At 60.0% G+C, this 19,540-nt stretch carries 18 protein-coding genes; 6 read left to right on the forward strand and 12 right to left on the reverse strand.

Translation table 11 applies throughout. The features are described from left to right. Positions 1-89 precede the first annotated feature (89 nt). The 3 genes from PLJ71_05425 (at position 90) to PLJ71_05435 (ending at position 3,392) form a co-directional block, all read left to right on the forward strand. Entirely contained in the window at positions 90-1,259 is a 1,170-nt protein-coding gene (locus PLJ71_05425; GenBank protein ID HQM48106.1) for a uroporphyrinogen decarboxylase family protein, read from the forward strand. After that, complete coding sequence (locus PLJ71_05430; protein HQM48107.1) at positions 1,256-2,926, forward strand: hypothetical protein; 1,671 nt, start codon at positions 1,256-1,258, stop codon at positions 2,924-2,926. The genes PLJ71_05425 and PLJ71_05430 overlap by 4 nt, the downstream gene beginning before the upstream one ends. A 97-nt stretch (positions 2,927-3,023) precedes the next feature. After that, positions 3,024-3,392, forward strand: coding sequence for a hypothetical protein (locus tag PLJ71_05435; protein ID HQM48108.1), 369 nt, complete (start codon positions 3,024-3,026; stop codon positions 3,390-3,392). Between the two features lie 144 nt (positions 3,393-3,536). Here PLJ71_05435 and PLJ71_05440 read toward each other — a convergent pair whose 3' ends face one another. Continuing rightward, positions 3,537-3,740, reverse strand: coding sequence for a hypothetical protein (locus PLJ71_05440; GenBank protein ID HQM48109.1), 204 nt, complete (start codon positions 3,738-3,740; stop codon positions 3,537-3,539). 234 nt (positions 3,741-3,974) lie between these two features. Here PLJ71_05440 and PLJ71_05445 point away from each other — a divergent pair, with 234 nt between their 5' ends. Then, on the forward strand, positions 3,975-5,066 hold the full coding sequence (locus PLJ71_05445; GenBank protein HQM48110.1) for a hypothetical protein: 1,092 nt from the start codon (positions 3,975-3,977) through the stop codon (positions 5,064-5,066). A 12-nt stretch (positions 5,067-5,078) separates the two neighbouring features. Here the strand turns inward: PLJ71_05445 and PLJ71_05450 are convergent, their stop codons facing one another. The 9 genes from PLJ71_05450 to hisH form a co-directional block, all read right to left on the reverse strand. Further along, entirely contained in the window at positions 5,079-6,404 is a 1,326-nt protein-coding gene (locus PLJ71_05450; protein HQM48111.1) for an amidohydrolase family protein, read from the reverse strand. A gap of 55 nt (positions 6,405-6,459) precedes the next feature. Beyond that, positions 6,460-7,056 carry a redoxin domain-containing protein gene (locus tag PLJ71_05455; protein HQM48112.1) on the reverse strand — a complete coding sequence of 199 codons (597 nt, stop codon included), beginning with the start codon at positions 7,054-7,056 and terminating at the stop codon, positions 6,460-6,462. Between the two features lie 70 nt (positions 7,057-7,126). Then, complete coding sequence (locus PLJ71_05460; GenBank protein ID HQM48113.1) at positions 7,127-8,770, reverse strand: FAD-binding protein; 1,644 nt, start codon at positions 8,768-8,770, stop codon at positions 7,127-7,129. A 168-nt stretch (positions 8,771-8,938) separates the two neighbouring features. Next, entirely contained in the window at positions 8,939-9,931 is a 993-nt protein-coding gene (locus tag PLJ71_05465; protein ID HQM48114.1) for a Gfo/Idh/MocA family oxidoreductase, read from the reverse strand. Between the two features lie 46 nt (positions 9,932-9,977). Then, positions 9,978-10,844, reverse strand: a complete 867-nt coding sequence (locus PLJ71_05470; GenBank protein HQM48115.1) for a sugar phosphate isomerase/epimerase family protein — start codon at positions 10,842-10,844, stop codon at positions 9,978-9,980. A gap of 172 nt (positions 10,845-11,016) precedes the next feature. Further along, the gene (locus PLJ71_05475) at positions 11,017-11,913 is read right to left on the reverse strand and encodes an aldo/keto reductase (GenBank protein ID HQM48116.1); all 897 of its coding nucleotides are present in this window, start codon (positions 11,911-11,913) and stop codon (positions 11,017-11,019) included. A 207-nt stretch (positions 11,914-12,120) separates the two neighbouring features. Further along, on the reverse strand, positions 12,121-14,943 hold the full coding sequence (locus tag PLJ71_05480; GenBank protein ID HQM48117.1) for a PhoPQ-activated protein PqaA family protein: 2,823 nt from the start codon (positions 14,941-14,943) through the stop codon (positions 12,121-12,123). A gap of 180 nt (positions 14,944-15,123) precedes the next feature. Further along, positions 15,124-15,903 carry an imidazole glycerol phosphate synthase subunit HisF gene (gene hisF, locus PLJ71_05485; GenBank protein ID HQM48118.1) on the reverse strand — a complete coding sequence of 260 codons (780 nt, stop codon included), beginning with the start codon at positions 15,901-15,903 and terminating at the stop codon, positions 15,124-15,126. Next, positions 15,897-16,520: an imidazole glycerol phosphate synthase subunit HisH gene (hisH, locus tag PLJ71_05490; GenBank protein ID HQM48119.1), complete on the reverse strand. Its 624-nt coding sequence runs from the start codon at positions 16,518-16,520 to the stop codon at positions 15,897-15,899. Before hisH ends, hisF begins: the two co-directional genes overlap by 7 nt. Before the next feature lie 439 nt (positions 16,521-16,959). Here hisH and PLJ71_05495 point away from each other — a divergent pair, with 439 nt between their 5' ends. Continuing rightward, positions 16,960-17,310 (forward strand): hypothetical protein, encoded by a 351-nt coding sequence (locus PLJ71_05495; GenBank protein ID HQM48120.1) that lies wholly within the window; start codon positions 16,960-16,962, stop codon positions 17,308-17,310. A 377-nt stretch (positions 17,311-17,687) separates the two neighbouring features. Further along, entirely contained in the window at positions 17,688-18,188 is a 501-nt protein-coding gene (locus PLJ71_05500; GenBank protein HQM48121.1) for a hypothetical protein, read from the forward strand. 181 nt (positions 18,189-18,369) lie between these two features. Here the strand turns inward: PLJ71_05500 and PLJ71_05505 are convergent, their stop codons facing one another. Continuing rightward, positions 18,370-19,200, reverse strand: a complete 831-nt coding sequence (locus PLJ71_05505; protein ID HQM48122.1) for an alpha/beta fold hydrolase — start codon at positions 19,198-19,200, stop codon at positions 18,370-18,372. A gap of 117 nt (positions 19,201-19,317) precedes the next feature. Beyond that, positions 19,318-19,540, reverse strand: a 223-nt coding sequence (locus tag PLJ71_05510; protein ID HQM48123.1) for a hypothetical protein, incomplete at its 5' end; no start/stop codon positions are given.

Consider the following 19,540-nt stretch of genomic DNA (forward strand, 5'->3'; position numbering starts at 1 on the left):
TGTGCCGCTTGGTATGCGGATTGCGCAAATCGACGTGGTATGATGCCTGCCAACGGGACCGTGCAATTCTCTGAACCAGGGAATGACCCATGCCTCAGAGACCCCTGACAACGACCGAAAACGGCGTGCTCACGATGCTGCCTTACGAATGTATGTGCGCGCCTGCGCGAAAGTTACGCGACACATACGCCATTACCCGCGGAGCCCCGCTATTCAAACGCGAATTCGGCTACTACTCGCTCGAAGCCTGGCGCGCCCAGGGTCTGCCGGAAAGTGCCGACCTGGCGCAGGTGTTCGATTACGACCCGCCGGGGAACCATTCGCTCAACCAATTGGGCTGGTGCGAAGCGGCGTTCGTGCCCGAATTCGAGGTTAAGGTCATCGAGAGCCGCGGCGGTTACGAAGTCGAACAAGATCGTGCCGGCCGCCACGTGCTGTATTTCAAAGGCCGCCGTAACGGGTTTATGCCGGACTACCTCGAACACCCCGTGAAAGACCAGCGAACCTGGGAAGAAAACGTCCAATGGCGGATGGACCCCACCTCGCCCGAACGGTACGCTGACCTGCGCGAACGCATGTCCGAGGCCCGTGCCTGCGCCGCCCAGGGAATGATGATTGTCCAGAACGTCATCGGCGGATACATGTATCTGAGAAGCCTCATGGGACCCGAGCCCGTGCTATGCGTGTTCTACGAGGCGCCCGAATTGATCCACGACTGTATGCGGGCTTGGTTTGCGCTTGCCGACGCCGTCATCGCACGCCACCAGGAGTTCGTCACCATCGACGAATTGTTCCTGGCCGAGGACATCTGCTACAACCATGGCGCGCTCATCGGCCCCGAGACCATGCGCGAATTCCTCCTGCCCTATTACCAGCAACTCATCGCCAACGTACGGGCTCGACAGCCCGATCAAGGCAGGAAACTCTACATCCAAATCGATACCGACGGCCACGCGCCGGCTGTCATCGACGTATACCGCGAGATGGGCATGAATGTCATGAGCCCCTTCGAGGTCGCCGCGGGGTGCGATGTGGTCGAACTGGGGCAGCGCTACCCGGACCTTGTCATGTTCGGGGGCATCGACAAGCGCGTCTTGGCTCATTCGAAAGCAGCCATCGACGCACACCTCGAACGCATTCTGCCGCCGATGCGCGCCCGAGGAGGCTACATCCCCACTTGCGACCACGGCGTCCCGGAGGAAGTCACCCTCGACAACTACCTTCACTACAGAAAACGGTGCGTGGAGCTGGGCGGGTGATGCCGTTATCCGAGTTTGCGAGACGCCACCGAGTTGCCCTGCTGGCCGTCCTGGCCACCGTGTGCGTCACCGTGTTCCTGGGAGCCGGCACGCTCGGAGTAACCTTCCTGAGCGACGATGTGGCCCTTATCACCTGGGGACGCGAAGCCATCGGACCTGGTTTCTGGAGACCCTGGCTCGGGAACCAGCTCACCGGCGAGGCCGGCTCCCCCCCGTACTATCGCCCGCTGACCCTCGTGTCTCACGGCGTCGACGCTGCCCTGTGGGGATGGACGCCCGCGGGCCACCGCCTTACCAGTTTGATACTGCATTTCCTCGACACCCTGCTCGTTTTCGCGCTGGTACGGGTGGTCTTGCCTGACCGGCCCAAGATGCTTGCCTTCTGGACCGCGGTGTTGTTCGCGATTCACCCCGTCCACGAGACCGCGCTCTGGTGGATATCCTGCCGGATGGAACTGCTCTGCGCGTTCTTCTACCTCACATGCGTAATTCTGTTCGGCGTGTTTATGAAAGAGCGGAAAGGCTGGTTCCTGTTCCTGAGCACGTTGGCTGGCGTATTGGCGTTAACCGCCAAGGAAATGGCATACACCCTTCCATGCATATGTTTCGCGCTGGCCCTGCTGAAGGCGGGTCCACGGCCCCCGGCCGCACGATTCCGAACGGCCTTCCTTTGCGCGTTGCCCATGGCCATCGTCGCGGCAGGATTCATGGCCCTGCGCCTGACACGAATGCCTGTGGGAAACACCCTCTTCGCTCTCGACGTGACCCCAAGGTATGTTCTGGCGGTCATCCGGCTCACGGCCCGCTACCTGGCGTTTCCATTTCACCTCTCGCTTCGCCAGTTGTTGCGCGAACTGCCCATGGCCATCCTGGCAGGATTTGCGGCGCTGGCCGGACTGCTTTGGCCCGTGCGGCGCCGCTTGTTCTCGTTGCCCGTGGCACTCGGGACCGCGTGGACCCTGGCCACCGCCATCCTATTGGTCCGGACCATGAGCCCATGGACACTTTACCTGCCTTCGGCGGGGTTTTGCCTGGCGCTGGCGGCGTTTGCACCAATGACCCTCAGACCACGGGAATGGACCGCGGCGGTCCTGACGTTGCTGGTGCTGGCAGCCTATACGCTGCAACTCGAGACGCGGAAAGACGCGTGGCGAGAGACTGACCGCGTTACCCGCGCGTTCATCGAGGAATTCAAGGCCGTCACGGCTGAAGAAGGCGCAAGAAAGCCCGTCATCGTGTGCGCTCCGGGGGCAGTAGCCGATATCCCGGCGCTCTTACATTATTTCGAAATGCGCATGCGGCTCGAAACCGGGCTGCGGGACCTCGATCCGACGGCCCTGACCTTCGTCATGCTCCCCGCCGATCACAACCGCCAAGCCATAACGTTCAAGAAAACGAGCGATACCGGATGGCTTGTGAAACCAGGAGACCCGGAGACTACATTCTTGTTTCCTCACAGGGGCTACGAATTTCAGCAGTATCCGTCAGGCACTCTGGTCAAAGAGCCGTGGGGGACCCTGCGCCTTCGCGGCGCCAATGTCCCCGGCGAATCCGCCGCCCTCGAGGTTCAACTCACGCCATCCGTCGCAAAGGAATGGAAGAACCGCGAATGGTACGGGTTCAACGGCAAGAAGCTCATCGCTTTCCCTGCTATCACAATGCCTTGACGGCCTGCGAGCCTTTCACAAATGCCCCCTGCAAGCGCTACACGCCGGTACCTGCTATAATTCAATTGGATTCCGAGCACAGATGGGAGATGCATTGATGCAACGGTATGTGTGCGACGGCTGCGGCAAGGAAATGAAGCGAACCGACACCCGCTACAAAGTGAAGATCGACGTTCGCATTGCCAAAGGCGACCTCGAATTCTCACTCCTTGACCTGTTCCGCGACCACAAGAAGGAGTTGGAGGACCTGGTCAGGCAATTCGCAGACAAGGACCCCAAAGAGCTCGAAGAGACCATCTACAAGGGATTTGAGCTGGACTTGTGCCCCGCGTGCCAGCGCGCTTATATCCGCGCCCCCCTGCGATTCCATCCCGAGCAGGGTCTTCCGGACACCGGCATCGACATTGACGCGTTTCTGCGTTCCCTGGAAGCGGCCAAAGACGAGGATGCACCGCCCGAAGAATGAGCCCTGGTCATGGCCGGAAGGCTATGTAACGGCGGGAACGATTGCCATAAACGCGCACACGGGATGGCGGGGATCAGTACCCGCACACGTCAGACAGGCGTCGCGTAGACCCAACATGGCGAAAAAGGGCGGCGCCGTCTTTGATCAGCGTTGTTTCTCGTCGGATGGGAGTGCGTCTTGTTCCCCTTGGGGCTCTGAGGAAGCGGTCTCCGTGTCTTTGACCGCTTGTTCGGGCGCAGACTCATCGTCCTCGGAGACGCCCTGTCCGTCGTCGCGAATCGCCACAATGGCCCATAGCGTCAACGTGGTGCAAAGAAGACCCATGAAGAGTAAGTAGCCAATATTCATAGCCAATCCTCAGCTGAGAGCGTCTCGAATGTCCCTTTACGTCCCGTTCGAATCCTTGCGGCCGATCATATCACCGCACCGGATCGCGCGCAACAGACCGGGCAAGCAATCATTTAGGCAGAAACGGACCTTACGCAAGCACGGATCCCACGCGCCGTGAACCAGAATGGGCGGAAATTTCCCCGCGCGGCCTGATCGTGCTACACTCTCTCCGTGATAAAGGAGATTTATTCGATGAGGCACTCATTCCCCGTTATGCAGTTAAGCAACGCCGTCCTTGCAGTGGTCCTCGTATGCGTCATCGCTTCATGCGGAGGCATCGTCGACAAAGACCGTATCCGCATCGCCAAAGTGGGCGAGCGTTACATTACCCGGGGCGATCTCTTCCGCCATCTGCGGGTGATGACGCCCGAGGAACGCCCCCATATCAATAACCGGGGCGATCTGCTCAAGGTTCTTGAGAAATACATCGACGAGGAATTGCAGAAGCAGGTGCTCGCCAGCGCGCTCACGGAAGGCGCGCTCGAGGAACCTCCCGGCGAGCAGGTTGCCCGCCTCTTCGACGCGCAACACCCCGAGATGAGCGTTCTCCCAGACGATCCCGAGCAGTTCGGCATGACCCAGGCCGACATCGACGCGATCAAACAGAAACGCCTGCAGGGCATCGAGGAGTTGAAACAGGTTCTGCTCCGCCAAGAGGCGGTGATACGGGCGGTCCAGCAGGCCGTGGAGGCCAAGGAAATCGAGATCTCCCCGGAAGAGCTGCAGAAAGAATACGATATGCGCAAGAGCGAGCTCTTCAACCCCGAAAAAGCAACCTTCCGAGGGCTGATCTTCCCCGTTCAAACAGCAGACGCCGGCCCCAACTCAGCGGAGGCGCGCAAGCGCCTCGTCATGGGAGACGCATGGGACGAGGTTCTCAAGTCGTTTCTCGAAGCGCGTAAGGCCATCCCGCTCCAGACTACCTTCGTCAACAGCGGCCAGCAGAAGTTCCAGTCATTCTGGGAACAGGCATCAGGAACGCAGAAGGGCCGCATATTGGGTCCCATGATTATCGAGAATTGGGAAATGGTGATCCCCGGCGCCGAAAAAGAGCCGCAACGCACAGCTCTCACGGGCTACCTCGTCGCCGAGATCCTCGAAATCACGCCGCCTTCCCAGAAGACCCTCGAGGAGGCCGAACAAGACTTGGCCCCCGCGCTCTATTACGTCAAATTCATGAAGGCTTTGCGCCAGAAGCTAGGGGTCGAGATTTACGAAGACAGGCTACCCGAACCAAGCCTTTTCCGTGAGAAGTCGGACGACCCGCTCGTCAACTCGCTGTAGACATTCTCCGCCTCAGATTGTCTGGTCAGTGTGCTCGCCAATTCCGTAAACGGCAACCGCATTGTCGTTCAGGAAGGCCTGTGCGACGCGGTGGAGAGCGTCGGGCTTCAAACCAAGGCGGTGCGATTGCCCCGCGAGCGCTTCCGTAACAATTTCCCGCGTGAACAAGGACGCGCCAACCGCCATCTCGACCGATGTCGCGTCGTTACCAGCCATGACCTTGTTCGATGGCACATAGCTCAGCCACGATTCCAACGCATCGCGCAGGAACACCGGGTTCAGGATAGGCATCCAGCAGGTGTCAAGATACACGTTGGGATGGTACTTGGCCAGCCAGCCCGCCTCCCGGGTATAGGGCCAGCAGTGCAGAAGCACGATCTTCTGCTTTCCATAGCGCTTCGCAAGCGCCGCAAGCGGCATGGGCGAAGATTGGGTCAGGTTGTGCGTGCCCGTGTGAATCTGATGCGCCCACCCGCGATCATCGGCCTGCCGGCAGCATTCGTGAACCACCCAGTCCTCAAACACCCGCACCTGTCCGCCGTCCAGCGCGCCAGTCCACGCGACATCCTTGTCTTCAACTGGCAAGAATTCGAGGGAGCGCTTATACGCCTGCAACTGCTTTATCCCAACGGCCCCCTTTGCCGCGGCAAGATCGAGCAGCGTGCCAATGAACCGGCGCCAGCTGGCGGCGTCGCGCGGTACGACGCCCAAGGTCTGTTCGAGCGTATCCCGCCGGGGGCACTCCTCTTTCCAGAACGTCAGGAGCGGATCGATACGCATCACGCTGTGCGTGAAGGATGCTTCGAGGCGAGCGGTTTCATTCGTCGCATCATGTAGGTAGAACTCCGGGTGGACCGGGCGTATCAGCTCCGAGAACGCCGCCCGTTTCATGACTTCCAGGTACCACTGAAACACCCTAGAATAGTTGCGGCAGATCGCCTCGTCCAGGGCCAGCCAGCTGCTTGTAGAAACTTGCATGATATCCACATCATAAAGATCGGCGAGCCCGCGCCGGATGCACTGAAACGTCCCCGTCAGCTGCTCGCGCTCGAGCGCCGGCCGGAGAGCCTCGTACGCTTCCGAAGGGCGCTCGTGCGCCCAATCATGGAAACTTGCCGCCTTCGCCTGCCGGGCCCACCCATCGAGGTCCTCGCCTCCCGAGGCCAGCATTCCGCGAAAATACGGGTCGAGCAGGATATCCATGAGGCCCGTATCCCGGTCAGGCACTGCCCCCCTTTCCATGTCCGCGCGAAACCCGCCCTCCACGGCGCCTATCGAGTCAATACTGCCCCAGTGTTCGTGGGAACAGAAAATGGGGACGCGCGACAGGTTCGGCATTGACTGTTCTCCTTCACCTGACGTCTCTAGACGTTCCGCGCGGGCCGGGCGATGCTCAGGATTCTTCGGACTTGTTCAGCGCGGCGATCCGCTCGTACACATCCTGTTTGTCTTTCTCGATATCGTAGTCCATGTCAATGTGGCGGATAATCCCTTTCTTGTCAATCAGGAATACCGACCGTTTGGCATAGCCGTTGCCGTCCTGGTCGCGCACCGGCACCTTGAAGGCCTTCACGATCCTGCGCTCGCCGTCGCCCACTACGTTGAACGGCAGCTGGTACTCTTTCTTGAAGCGGTCGCTGGAATCCTGGGGCTCGACGCTGATCGCGAACACCTCGGTGTCGGCATCCTTGAAACGCGAAAAATCGTCGCGGTACCCGCACATCTGTTTCGTGCAGCCCGCCGTGAACGTCCTGGGATAGAAGGCAAGCAGCACATTCTTCTTGCCCTGGAACGATTTCAGTTCCACCTGGTTCTTCTCGCCTTCCGTGTTCGTTGCCACAAGCTTGACGTTCGGCGCAACGTCTCCCACCCGCAGCGCCTCTTCCTTCGCGCTATCCCCGGCAGTCTCGACCTCGCCAGCCAGAACCTGTAACGACAGCCCGGTGCACACAAGAATAGCTACGGCTCCCAATACAAGCATGTTTCCCATATGGAACCTCCTTCAAGTCGACGAAAACACGAGCATCGCGGACCTAAAGGAAACGCTTGGAGGACAAGTCCTATTTCAGCCCGGGCCGGCCGGATTCGTCCAGCGGCGGTACATAGCGCCCCCGGGCGATGATGTCGCCGGGGTCCAGGGCCTGCTTGATCTCGCGGGCCACTTGCCAGAACACGTCTCCCCCATTCCGAATCTTTTCCATTCCGCGAAGCCCCGTCCGGTACGGGACGTAGCCGTCCTGAATAAGGATTTTCATGGCGGCATCATAGCATTCCATGGCGCGGGCCGTCTCTTCGGGCGCCGATTTGTCGAAGGCCACATTGAGGATGCCGATCATCGAGCGCTCGTTGAGCAGCGTGAACGTCGCCAGCAGGTCGAAATCGTATTGCGCAAGGACCGGCCCGACCAAGTCCAGCACGCGGCGGGCGTCGCGCCCGGTCACGGGCAGCACTGGCGAAAACCACATCAGCCCGCAACCTGTCTCGAGGGGATCCTTCGGGTCGGATTCATGCTCGGGAGGGTGCCGCAGACGCCACTGGGTGCCGTGGACCGATTCGCCGGCCGGTGCGCCTTTCATCTGGGCGTATACAGGCCGCAACGATGCAAGCTGTTCGGAGAGTTTGCGCATCCCGAAGCGTTCCGCGGCGCGCGCGATGCGTTCGCCGAGTGCCAGCTTCGCGTCACTTACGAAGACCAGCTTTCCAATGGGCCCAAGCGCGCGCCGGAGATGCCGCCGCATACCGCGCACGTGCCCGCGCGTGCCCGTCAGCGCCCCGCCCACGCTCCACGGGCCGATGCCGTGCATATGCCGCAATTGCTGCCTGAAACGCTCCGGAAGCGCCCCCAATTCGCCCGCGGACTCCCAGGGGTAGTGAATCCTGCTGCTGAGCACGCGCAGATCGTTTCCGATGTGAATGGCCGAATCGAGCATCTTGCGCAGGCGGAACGGGCGCAATGCATCTATCAGACGCTCGAGATCCCCGTCCTCTTTCACTGTGCAGAAGAAGAAACAGAAGGCTTCCGGCTGCGGCATGAGCCAAAGGCCAATCTTCGTCACGATGCCGAAATTCGATTGGCAGAAGATCCCGTCGAGAAACGGACCCACCCCGTAACGGTACACGCGGCCGGCTTTGGCATTCGCAAAATGGCCGAATCCGGTCTCGAGTACACGGCCGTCGGCAAGCACCACTTCCATCCCGCAGCAGGTCTCGAAATGGTCGCCGTAACGCGTGTGCCCGAAACCCCGGTCGAGCGTATTGCCCACCAGGCTGGCTTCCGGGCCCGCACCAGTGCTATCCATCCACAATCCGGTCTCATGCTCTGCCAGATACTCGTACAATTGACCCTGCGTCACCCCCGGCTGGATGACCGCGTACGCCAGCTCGGTGTTCACCTCGAGGATCTGGTTCATTCGCGAGAGATCGACGATCGCCGCGCCCGGCGTAGGCGCGCAGGCATCGCCGTATCCCCAGTTCCGGCCGCGTGATATTGGATAGACCACCGCGCCGTGCCGCCCGGCGATGCGCACGATCTCCTGCACCTGCGCGGTGGATTCCGGAAACAGGATGCAAGCGGGACGCGGCGCGGTGTCCTGCGTGGTCCTCGAGTAGCGCTCGAGCGTTTCCTCGTCCGTCCGGACATGCGCCTCGCCCAAGGCGCGTGTCCACGCGCCGATAGCCGCATGCAACGAATCCGCCGTGGACATGGGCCCCCCTTTCACGAATGGCATCGGCGATCAGTATACCCTCACGGCCTATGAGAGGGAAAAGGAACGCTCGCGCCGCCTCAAGAGCGCCAAGGCGCAACGTGAACAAAAGCAACCGCCCGGAAACCGCGCCTCCGGGCGGAAACAGTGAGCGGTATGCAAACGGGCTTACGCCATCGCGGCCAGTTCCTGCTCGGCCAGAGCGACCGCTTCGAGGGCGGATTCCGGCGTCACAAGCGACGGTTTCTCGCCCTTGTCAATGCACTCAAGAAAATACTTCTCTTCGAGCAGGTACCCGTCGGCAGGATCAAGTTCGGGAGTCAGCGCCCCCCCGTCCTCGGGATACACGTGCAGGTTCATGTCCACCGTCGAGTTGAACTCGAACGAGGCCTTCTCGAGCGCTATTCGGAACGCCATCCGGAACGGAAACTTGGGCATGAAGTTCCAGGCGCCATGCAGGCTGACCACAGGACCGTCCTTATACGTATACAGCGCCATGATGTCGCCCACGCCTTCGCCCGGGATGTTTACGCCCGCCGCTTCGAGCTTCGCCGGTTTCCCGAAGCAGTAGTTGACGAAATCCACGTCGTGGATGTGCAGGTCCACGAGCGCGCCGCCGCCGCGAGGATTGTCCAGAAGCCAGTTGTCCCAGCTCCACGTGGGTTTGGGACTGTTGCGCACGAAATGGGCCGACAGCACCTTGCCGTATTCGCCCGACTCGATCAGCTCGTACGCCTTGGCATATGCCGGCCAGAACCGGATGCATTGGAGCACCATGAAGTTCTTGTCGTACCCTTTGAGCGCCTCAAGGATCTCCTTGCCCTCTTTCGCGTGGCGCACAAACGGCTTCTCGCACATCACGTGCTTGCCCGCCTTGATGGCCTTCAACGAGTACTCCTTGTGCAGATTGGTCGGCAGGCCGATCAACACGATCTCGACGTCCGGATCGGCCAGCAGTTCGTCGCCGTCGCTGTAAGTCTTGACCCCGTCGAGGCTCAGATCGCCCCCGAGCGCAATATTGCCTTCCTGTACGGCCCCTTTGCCCAGGTTTGCAGGGTTCTTGTCGGCGACGGCCACGACTTCCGCCATACCCGTCCTGCGCAACGAGCCGAGGTGCATCTTCCCGATGAACCCGAGTCCGATAATTCCCACCTTGTGCATGATCCTCTCCTTTTTTCGCTTCTCTAACCCGCGGAGCGCCGCTTTCTCAACCATACTGTTCGAGCAGCTGGCGCATATCCTTGGCAACCTGGCGCGCCAGCTGGGGATCGGGCAAGCCCTTGTCGCTCACGAGCATCTCCGAGGTGATGTACCCGTCGTAACCGGCCTTCTTGAGCGCCCCGAACACGGCCTTCCAGTCCAAGGTGCCTTTCATAAGGCTGTCGGTGAAGTCCGCCAGCGTGCCGCCGCCGTCGTGGGCCGTGAAGTTCTTGACGTGCACCCGGCCGATGCGTTTGCCGCCCAGAATCTCGATCCAGTGCTCGGGATAGCCCGTCAGCAAAACGTTGCCCGCATCGAAATAGGATTTCACGTACGGCGAATCGAACGAATCGATGTACTGGACAAGCTCAAACGGCCCCGTCAAGAACTTGTTCCAGACGTTCTCGATGCAAAGGGCCACGCCCGCCGCCTTCGCTGCCGGCAGGAGTTCCTTGATGGACTTCTGCGAGACCTCCCACACGGTCTTCGACGGCACAACCGGCCGCGACGGATCGAACGGCACATTCACGGCGCCCGGTACCACAAGGATCGCATCGACCCCGAATATCCTCGCCGCGTTGATGTAAGCCTTCGTGAACTCGACGGCCTCCCGGCGCTCGGCCTCGTCCGGACTCGACAACGACTTTCCCCAATAGAATCCAGTCGCCATGGACGAGATCGAAAAGCCCATCGCATCGATGCCCTTCTTCAATGCGGCCAGGGACGATTCGGAGGCTTCCGGACTCAGCTCCCCCGCGCCGAAACACAGCTCGATGGCATCGTACCCCGCGTCCTGGGCAAGTCTGGCCGCTTCGAGCACGGGCGTCTCGTTATTGAACCCCCCAACGGTCCATCCGCTTACGCTAATCTTCATGGCACAACTCCCTTGGATAAAGGTTCCAACCTTCCGGCTGAATGCTTGCGTTTTTGCGCCCCCGGCACGCCCCGCGGAAACAGACCACCTTCCGCCAACGCGCCGGGATACCTTTCAGCACCTCTAAAGTACCCCAATCTGGCAGGAGGATCAATCTGGGGAGCGGCTCGCGTCAGGCGGGCGTGGCGGTTCCGGCCTTGCCGACGGCGTTGATGTGGTCGATCACGCCGTCGAGTTCTCCCCGGTTAAGGAACCCGATGGTCATGGCGTCGACGGTGCCGAGTCCTATGACGAACGTGAGCGATTCGGGGATCTTGGCAACGATGTTGGGGTCGCCTTCGCCGAGGATCTTCATACCGAGGACGCCTTTGCCGGCGTCGTGAATGGCTTTGATTACGGGGACGACTTCCTCGACGGGGCCGTCCATATGGCTGTTGAATGGGTTGATTCGGACCAGGACCACGTCGGCCCATTCGGTGGTGGGAACCTGTTTCAAGGAGGCCAAGGTATGGCAGGACACACCGACGGCGCGTATCTGGCCTTTGGCTTTGGCTTCGGACAGGACGTCGCGGGTGGCCTTGAACTGGTCAGGCCAGTTCTCTTCGCCGTTGCGCAAGCAGTGCATGAGGACAACGTCGAGGACGTCGGTGTCTATCTCCTTGCGGATGCGCTCGATGTCGGCCCGGACGGTTTCGGGCTCGCGCTCCCATACTTTGGTGGAAAGCATGACTTTCTCGCGGGGGATGGAATTCTTGAGTGCTTTGTTCATGAAGGGATGCGAACCGTAACGGTCGGCGAGGTCGAAATAGGTGATGCCGCGCTCGTACGCGTACTCGAGGAGTTTGACCAGTTCGCCTTCGGGAAGCAGGGTCTGATCGGTGATGCCGGGGCCCTTTCCCCGGGTGCCGGTGCCGATGCCGAGCAGGGTGCATGTGATTCCGGTTTTGCCCAGGGTGCGCATAGTGGTGGCGGTCAGGGAGGCGGTCTCGGCGACCGATGTGGCAAGGGGCAGAGCGGCGGTCGCAGCCAACAGGCCGGCGGTGGTCTTCAGGAAATCGCGGCGTTTCATGCTGTCCACGGTGATTCCTCTCTTACGGGCTGTCAAGCCCCTCGTTGCAGTGCTCCAATGGCAACGAAGATGACTTTACGAGGGAAAGGCAGCAGTGTCAAGTCAACAACACGAGGACCGCAGGGGTGGCGCGGCCAAGCCGCTGCGGCCGAGATGACCGGCACGGGCAATCACCCCCCAAACGGGGTCTCAAAGCCCCTGTTTCCTTTATGGGCTGACGCTGCCGCCGGCGTATTTGTAAGCCTCCGAGACGGGCGGCTCGTAGGGCATGGTGTTCGGGGTGACGCGCAATTCGGTGCAGAAGGCATGAAGAATGCCGCCGTGATTGAACGTGAGTTCCACAAAGAAGCCGGTCCACGTACTTGGCGCCGCGGGAGTGGTGACGGCGGCGATGTACACGCCGTCATCATCGGGATCGCTGAGGGGCGCCGAAGACCAGATTGGACCGACGGTTTCATAGCGGAAATCGCGCGCCGGCCCGTTCACGGTGGCGGACCAGAGCCTGACTTCGGTGGGTGGAAACGCGCTGTCCGTCTGAACCCGGATTTCGTTGTCGGCCGTCACTTCCCAAGTGAAGGACGGCAAGGGCGCGTCCGTGGTAACTTCTTCAAAGAAACTGAAGATGCTGGCGGCGAGTTCCTCGTAGGCGGTGCCCTGCTCGAGGCTGTGATCGGTATTGGGCATGTAGCGCAACCGGGTTTCTCCCGGAAGGTCATGGACATAGAACTGGGCGGAATCGGGCAGGAAGAACTGGTCTCCAGTCGAGTTGATGATAAGTTTGGGCATGGTCAATAGCGACAGGTAGGAATACGGGTCGACGATCCCGAGCAGTTGCTGGCCCTCTACCGTGCCAAACCGGCCGAAGATGTTGAAATCGACATAGTCGTGGACCGCGGCGGAGTAGCCGTTGTAGGCCTGGTAGTGGTAGTCCATTTGCGTCTTCATGTTGAGGACATCGATCACGAGCGGAGCGATGGCTCTCACGCGGTCATCCGCGACGGCGGTGAGCCAGGTGGTCCAGCCGCGTTTGGAGGCGCCCGTGACGACAAAATCGTTGACGGCAAGGCCGAGAGTTGCTCCAAATTGCTGCGTGACGTCCATGGCCGATACCGCGCTCTTGGTCATGGGCAGCAGGAGGGGCCAGAATTCGTCGCCGCCATTCAGGTATTGGTCATAGGTATATGCGATGGCTTCGTCTTCGTAGCGGCCAACACCGTCGTTATGGAATACAAGGGGCTGGTTGGGAACCGTTGGGAGAACTACGGCAACCGCACCCATCTGAGCCACGAAATCGAGGGCGATCAGGGCCTCGGTCGGCAGGTTTGCAGGATCGAAGTTGGGCGTGTCGGAATTCGAGCCGCCGGCGATGATCATGAGCGCGGTATTGGAGGCAGCAACGGAAGGAGTCGCAACCAGCATCCAATGTCGCCATTGAGCAGGCGCCACTTCGCCGGACCGGAAGGTTTGCGACCTCAAATCCAGCACGGTCAGGGTAATGGTTTGGTCCTCGTAAGGAACCGCGACGGACGAGTAGACGGAGTAGCTTGGCGGGCCGGATTCGATGATGTAGCGTTCCAGGGTCGACAAGGCCGATACCGTGATGTAGTTGGTTTTGACCTCGGTATCGGAACCGTAAGCGTTGGCGACTCGGAGGGTCACGGTGTACACGCCTTCCTCGCTGTAGGCATGCCTGGGGTTAGCCATGCTGCTGGCGCCGCCGTCCCCGAAGTCCCATAACCATGAGGTAATGGGCGGAGGGATGGCGTACGAGGCGTCGGTAAACTGGATTTCCTGCTCGGTATAGGCGTTCTGGGTGTCAGCGGTGAACTCTGCCACGATGGTGTTTTCGATCACTCTGACGTAGTTGGCGATTGTGGCGGTGTTCGTCTGGCCGTTTTGTGCGGTAACGGTCAAGGAGACCGTGAAAGAGCCCGTTTTCTGGTAGGTATGGAGGGGGCTCGTCACGGTGCTGGTAGCGCCATCGCCGAATTCCCAGAACCATTCAACGATAGGAAATGTTCCGGCCTGCGACAGGTCCTGGAATTGCACCTTTGCTCCGGATGATACCAAGACGACTTCGCGGACATCCGCCGAGAATGCGGCTTGGGGCGCCACGGGCGACACGGTTATGTAGTTCTGTTTGGTCTTGGTGTCTTGGCCATGGGCCGACTGAACAGTCAACGTGACGGCATATGTGCCGACCTCGGCGTACGCGTAGCTGGGATTCTGGAGGCGGCTGGTTCTCCCGTCCCCGAAATCCCAGCTGTATGAGGTTATGGGGCTTGTTCCCGGCTCGGCGAGACTCGTGAAATAGATGGTTTCGCCGGGTATAGTGTTGAGCGGCTCGGCACTGAAGTCGGCAATTGGAGGTTCTTTAGCGCGGATGAACACGTAATCCCGGCGCGTCAGGGTTGCCGTTTTGTCGCCGGTGGACACGGTGAGCGACACATCGTACGACCCCGTGGAAGCATAAGCGTGCGGGGGGTTCTGCTCGGTACTCGATGCGCCATCTCCGAAGTCCCACTGCCAGCTGATGATAGAGGGCGTTCCGGAAACGGTCCGGGACTCGTCCTTAAACTGGAGCAATTCGTCTACAAACGCCGAATTGCTGCTTACGGCAAAGGCCGCGGTAACCTCGCGAACCGCTTGCACCGAGACCTGCACCCGTGAAGCGCCCTCAGCGGTAATGCTGACAGTGGCCAGATTGGTTCCGATGGACATGAGGTCGCGGTTGACGGATATGCTTATCGTAGCGGGGTCATCGGGGCCTGAACTGGTTCCTGTCTCGGGAGAAACAGTAGCCCAGGAAACGTTGCTGCTGGCAAGGAACCGGCCCAGCGGCACGCTGGTATAGTTCTTGCACACCTGCACAGTCAGAGACGTCTCGTCGGTGCCAAAATCGAGCGATGCCGGAGACACCATGAGCGCCAATGTGGCATCAGGCGGGGCGGAGGGGCAACCCGTAACCGCTGCCGCCAACAGCCCCCCGAGCATCAACACACCGATTGCAGACCACAAACGCCTTTTCATGGGTGCTGTCCCCCGAGTTGCATTGTTGCCGACTTCGCTTACACCTCTTGAAATGACGGCCAATACACAATCCCTACAGTGCATAGCCTGCTCGCCGGGAGCCATGATGCCAAGGATTTGCAGAAAGGTCAACAGTTTTCCCAAGAAGCCGGCCTGCAACTCCCCCGCCTGCCCGAGGGCTTACCATTTCTTGCGGATGGGGATGCCGGCCTGAAGCAGCTCTTCTTTGATCTGAGCAATTGTGAATTCGCCCGTATGGACCATGCTGGCGACGATGGCAGCGTCAGCGTGGGCCTTCGTGAAGGCATCGACGATATGTTGGCAGGTTCCTGCGCCGCCGGAGGCGACTGTGGGGATACTGGTGTTTGTGGCAATCAACCGGGTCAGGGTCAATTCGTAGCCCGCCCGGGTACCGTCAGCATCAACCGAATTGACTACGATTTCGCCGGCGCCAAGGTCTTCGGCGCGTCTGGCCCATTCGAGAGCGTCGAGACCGGTGCATTCACGAAATCCGCGGGTCGTGACCTCATAGCCGCTGGGAAATGACCGAGCATCTTCGGCGCGGACGGGGTCCATGCCCAAAACGATATTCTGGCGGCCCAAGGCTTTAGCCATCTCGGAGATAATGAGCGGATTCTTCACGGCCAGCGAGTTAACGGAGACCTTCTCGGCGCCGGCGTCGAGAACGTTGTACATGTCGCGGATGCTGTGAAGCCCTCCCCCGACGGCAAAAGGGATGTGGATAACCTTGCCGATTTCGCGGACCATCTCGAGATCGATGGGCCGCTCTTCGGCTGATGCCGTAATATCGTAAAAGACAAGCTCGTCGGCACCGCCTTCGCTATAGGCGACGGCGAGCTCGATGGGGTCGCCTAAATCAAGGTTGTTCTGGAACTTAACGCCCTTGGTCACCTTGCGGTTGCGAATGTCCAGACAGGGTATGATGCGCTTTGTCAGCATGTTCCCTCCCACATACTGAAGTTCTTGAGGAGCTGAAGGCCGATTCGTCCTGAGCGCTCGGGATGAAACTGGGTTGCCGCGAGATTGTCCTTTCCGATAACGGAGGCGAACCGGGTGCCCGCGTATTCGGTTTCGGCGAGGATGTACGATGGGTCCGAGGGCACGGGGTAGTAGCTGTGAACGAAATAGAACTCGCTTTCGTTCTCGATGTCGCGGAAAAGGGGGTGTTCTCGCCGGATTTGGATGGTGTTCCAGCCCATCTGAGGGATTTTGCACAGAGGGTCCGGCGGCGCAAATCTCTTGACGCTTCCGGGGACGAGGCAGAGGCAATCAACTCCCCCATCTTCCTCCGAGTGCTCGAAGATGACCTGTGTCCCGAGACAGATGCCGAGGAAGGGGATGCCCTTTCGCACCACACCGCGGAGCGCATCAATAAGTTCCAGCTGGTTCAGGTTTTTCATGGCGGAACCGGCCGCGCCCACGCCGGGGAAGATTACGTGGTCCGCAGAGGCGATCTCTCGCGGATCTTGAGTAACCTTGGCAGGCAACCCCAAGTGCTCAAGGGCCAGCCGCACGCTGGTCAAGTTGCCTGCTCTGTAGTCGACAATGGCTATCACCACATGCTCCCCGCGCTTGGCGCGGCCAGGGTAAATTCGTGAAATCGGGTATTCCAACGCGCCTCGAAGCGCAATACTATACTGGACGTCCTGGGCCAACGCAAATTGGCAAATCCCGCCTGTATCCGGCGGAATATGCGCATAGGGACAAGGCTCGCATGTCTAGGGAACCCAGCAATGTCCATACGCGGAGACGCCAACAACATGGGGAAAAAGGACGGTAGATAAGACCTTTGCTTTGGGAAAACCAGCCTTGCAGCCGGAGTGCGCAGTCAGGACATCGGAGAAGACGCAGCAGGGCTGGGCGCATCATTACCCAGCGGCGCAAGTCATTCATTTGCAGTTGTTTGTGCGGGGGGGAGAGGATATTTGATCATTTTCGCTCACTGAATCATACTATTTACAGTTTGGATGGGAGACGTATCGAGGAGATTGCGGCATGAAAGCACGCAAGAAGTCAGAATGGAAGATGGCTATTCGCGAAGAGGCAAAGCGCAAGGTGCGGGGGCCTCACTGCGACGTGTCCACGCGCGGCGACTACTCGAGGCAGGTCGAGGCGGGATTGCGGGAACTTCGGACGAAAATGAGCGAGGCCGGCGACGGAAAAGCGAAACGCATCAAGAGCGAGCTTACCTATCTTCTCAACAACTACGCCCCCCGGTACGACGCCCGCATAGAACAGCTTATTGACGATTGGCGGCGCAGCGGCGACCCTGAATACGACCCCGGCATTCGAATCAAGCACAGGAAGGCCAGCCAGATTCATATGCGGGATAGCGGACGTCTTTAGCCAACTGAGTTGACTCGTTTGTAGCGTACACGCGGGGGAAAACGTGCCCTTTCTTGTGGTGCAGGCGAAGACGCCAGGGTCCCAGCAACCCGCATCGTCGATGCCCAGTCCCTTCGTGAACGGCAATCAATGCATGGCCGTACGCGATAAACAGCCCGGTCCTGTCGCGAAAAAGACCCCTCAGCGTGCGCCGGGGATTACTGAGGCCTGCCGAAGGCGAAGGCTATGGTTTGAACGAGACTGGTCCAGGATCGTTTTATCTGCAGGAGGATGGAGACGCAAACCGCGGATAACACGCATTAGAGGGGCGCGCTCGGCTGCCTGGCCGACTGCGGTCTCGTGCCGGCGGTTGAGAGGCGGCGAGAGAGGAGGCTTCTATGAAGTGGGCGTGGTTCTGCGGAAGCTCTTTTGTCGCGATTTTGGCTGGCATAGCCTTGGCCGCGGCGTCTCTTGGGGAGCAGGGCGCGAAACCTGTCTCTGGCCAAGCGCCGCTATTGCTGGCGCCCCTCTTTTCGACGGCGTTGGATGGGCCGGAATTCACGCTCAATTACAGGAACGACACAAGCGAGCCCGTCGATATTATCGATTTGCTGGCGGGATCTTATGCCACGCTTGATGGCAGGGTATATCCTCGCACTTCCGTCGCGTTCGTGGGAAATCCGGATGTCGCTCCCGGCCAAACCTGGGCCGGCGACGTCTCGTTGGCCGAATACCTTCCGGGATGGGAAAAGAAGGGGTACAGCGAGACGCTGAAGCGATGGCGGTGGAAGATTCCGCTGGAATCGGGAAGGCATACCTTGTCCGTCACGTTGGGCGCAAAGGAATACGGGCCGATTGCTTTTGTTTGGAAGGGAGATGTTGCGCTGCTTTACGAGTAGAATCGCCGATATGGCCTGTCTGAAACCACAGATGATAGCGGCCGCGGAAGATGACCGCCGAGGGCGGCGGTCCCACACGGTCCCACAACGAGAAAGGCCCCCGTATTCGCCTGTTGCGTTCTACCCGCGTGCGTGAGTTGCAGACCGCCGCGAAAAGTGACTCCGTACAAGAAGCCGGCTACTACTGGAGCATGAGCTTGAGTGCCTCCGCGAACTCGATGTGCTCTTTGCCAGCAAGCAGATGGTCGCCCCCGGGGATCTCTATCAGCCGGGAAGATTCCAAGGCAGTATGAACGGACCGATTGACCTCCATCGGCACGATGGGATCGTCACTGCCGTGCAGCATGACGAGGTGTGGCCATGAGAGGTGCGTCATGCTTGCGGGGTCTTCCGCACGCCAATCATCGCCGAACCCCGTCACGAGGTCCGCGTGGGGCCATGAGGCCTCCCAATCCGCGAAACTCAGCGGCGCACTGACGGCCACCACGGCTTCGATGCCGGGATTGTCCAGGGCGTACTTGACGGCCAACGCGCCTCCAGCGGAGTATCCGTACAGGTACACGGGGCCGCTTACAGCGGGCAGTTCTTCGCCGAGAGCAAAATCGACGGCCTGCTGGATATCGTAACGAGCTTGCGGCCAACAGGGCGCCTCGCGCGTGCCCAACGAGTAATCGATGTTCAGACAAGTGATGCCCGTACGGTTGACAAACCCTTTGACTTTCTCCTCGATATCCTTGCGGCTCCCGCTGGACCATCCCCCGCCGTGGATCCAAATCACCACGGGGCTGTTTGAGTTGATTGGGTAGTCATAGGGGTGAGGGAAGACGATGTCCGCCACTTGCCAGGGATGGGGACCATACTGAACTTCGCGCGTGGATACGTCCAGCAGAAATGCATCCTCAGACTCTGGCGGCTGGACAGGGTTGCCCCCTGAACCCGCCAGCCACACTATTGCCCCTATCCCCCCGGCAACGACGGATAGGGAAATAGCGACATAGAGAATTCGACGCATTTATAGCCACCTACCATCTCCTTTTTATCATACTCCCGCGATTATTTCAAGGTGCGATTCAACCGGGCAAATACGGGGATTGACCGGGTTCGTGGACCTTCAGCAACGGGCCGGGGCTTACTCCTTCAGGGCCAAACACGCGTCGACGATGCGTTGGCGGGCATCCTGCAGGGCTTGGGTGGCCTCCTCATACGCTGGTACGCTGTCAGGACTCAGGCGAAGCCGTCTGCCCGTTGCGCGGAGGGTCTCCTCCATCGACGGCGGCATTTCGTCCAGGAGCTTCTTGAAACCGGCGAGAGCGCCCTCCGCCACGCCGCGCGCTTCGGCATCACGAATCGCC

The sequence above is a fragment of the Candidatus Hydrogenedentota bacterium genome (assembly GCA_035416745.1).
GTDB lineage: Bacteria > Hydrogenedentota > Hydrogenedentia > Hydrogenedentales > SLHB01 > UBA2224.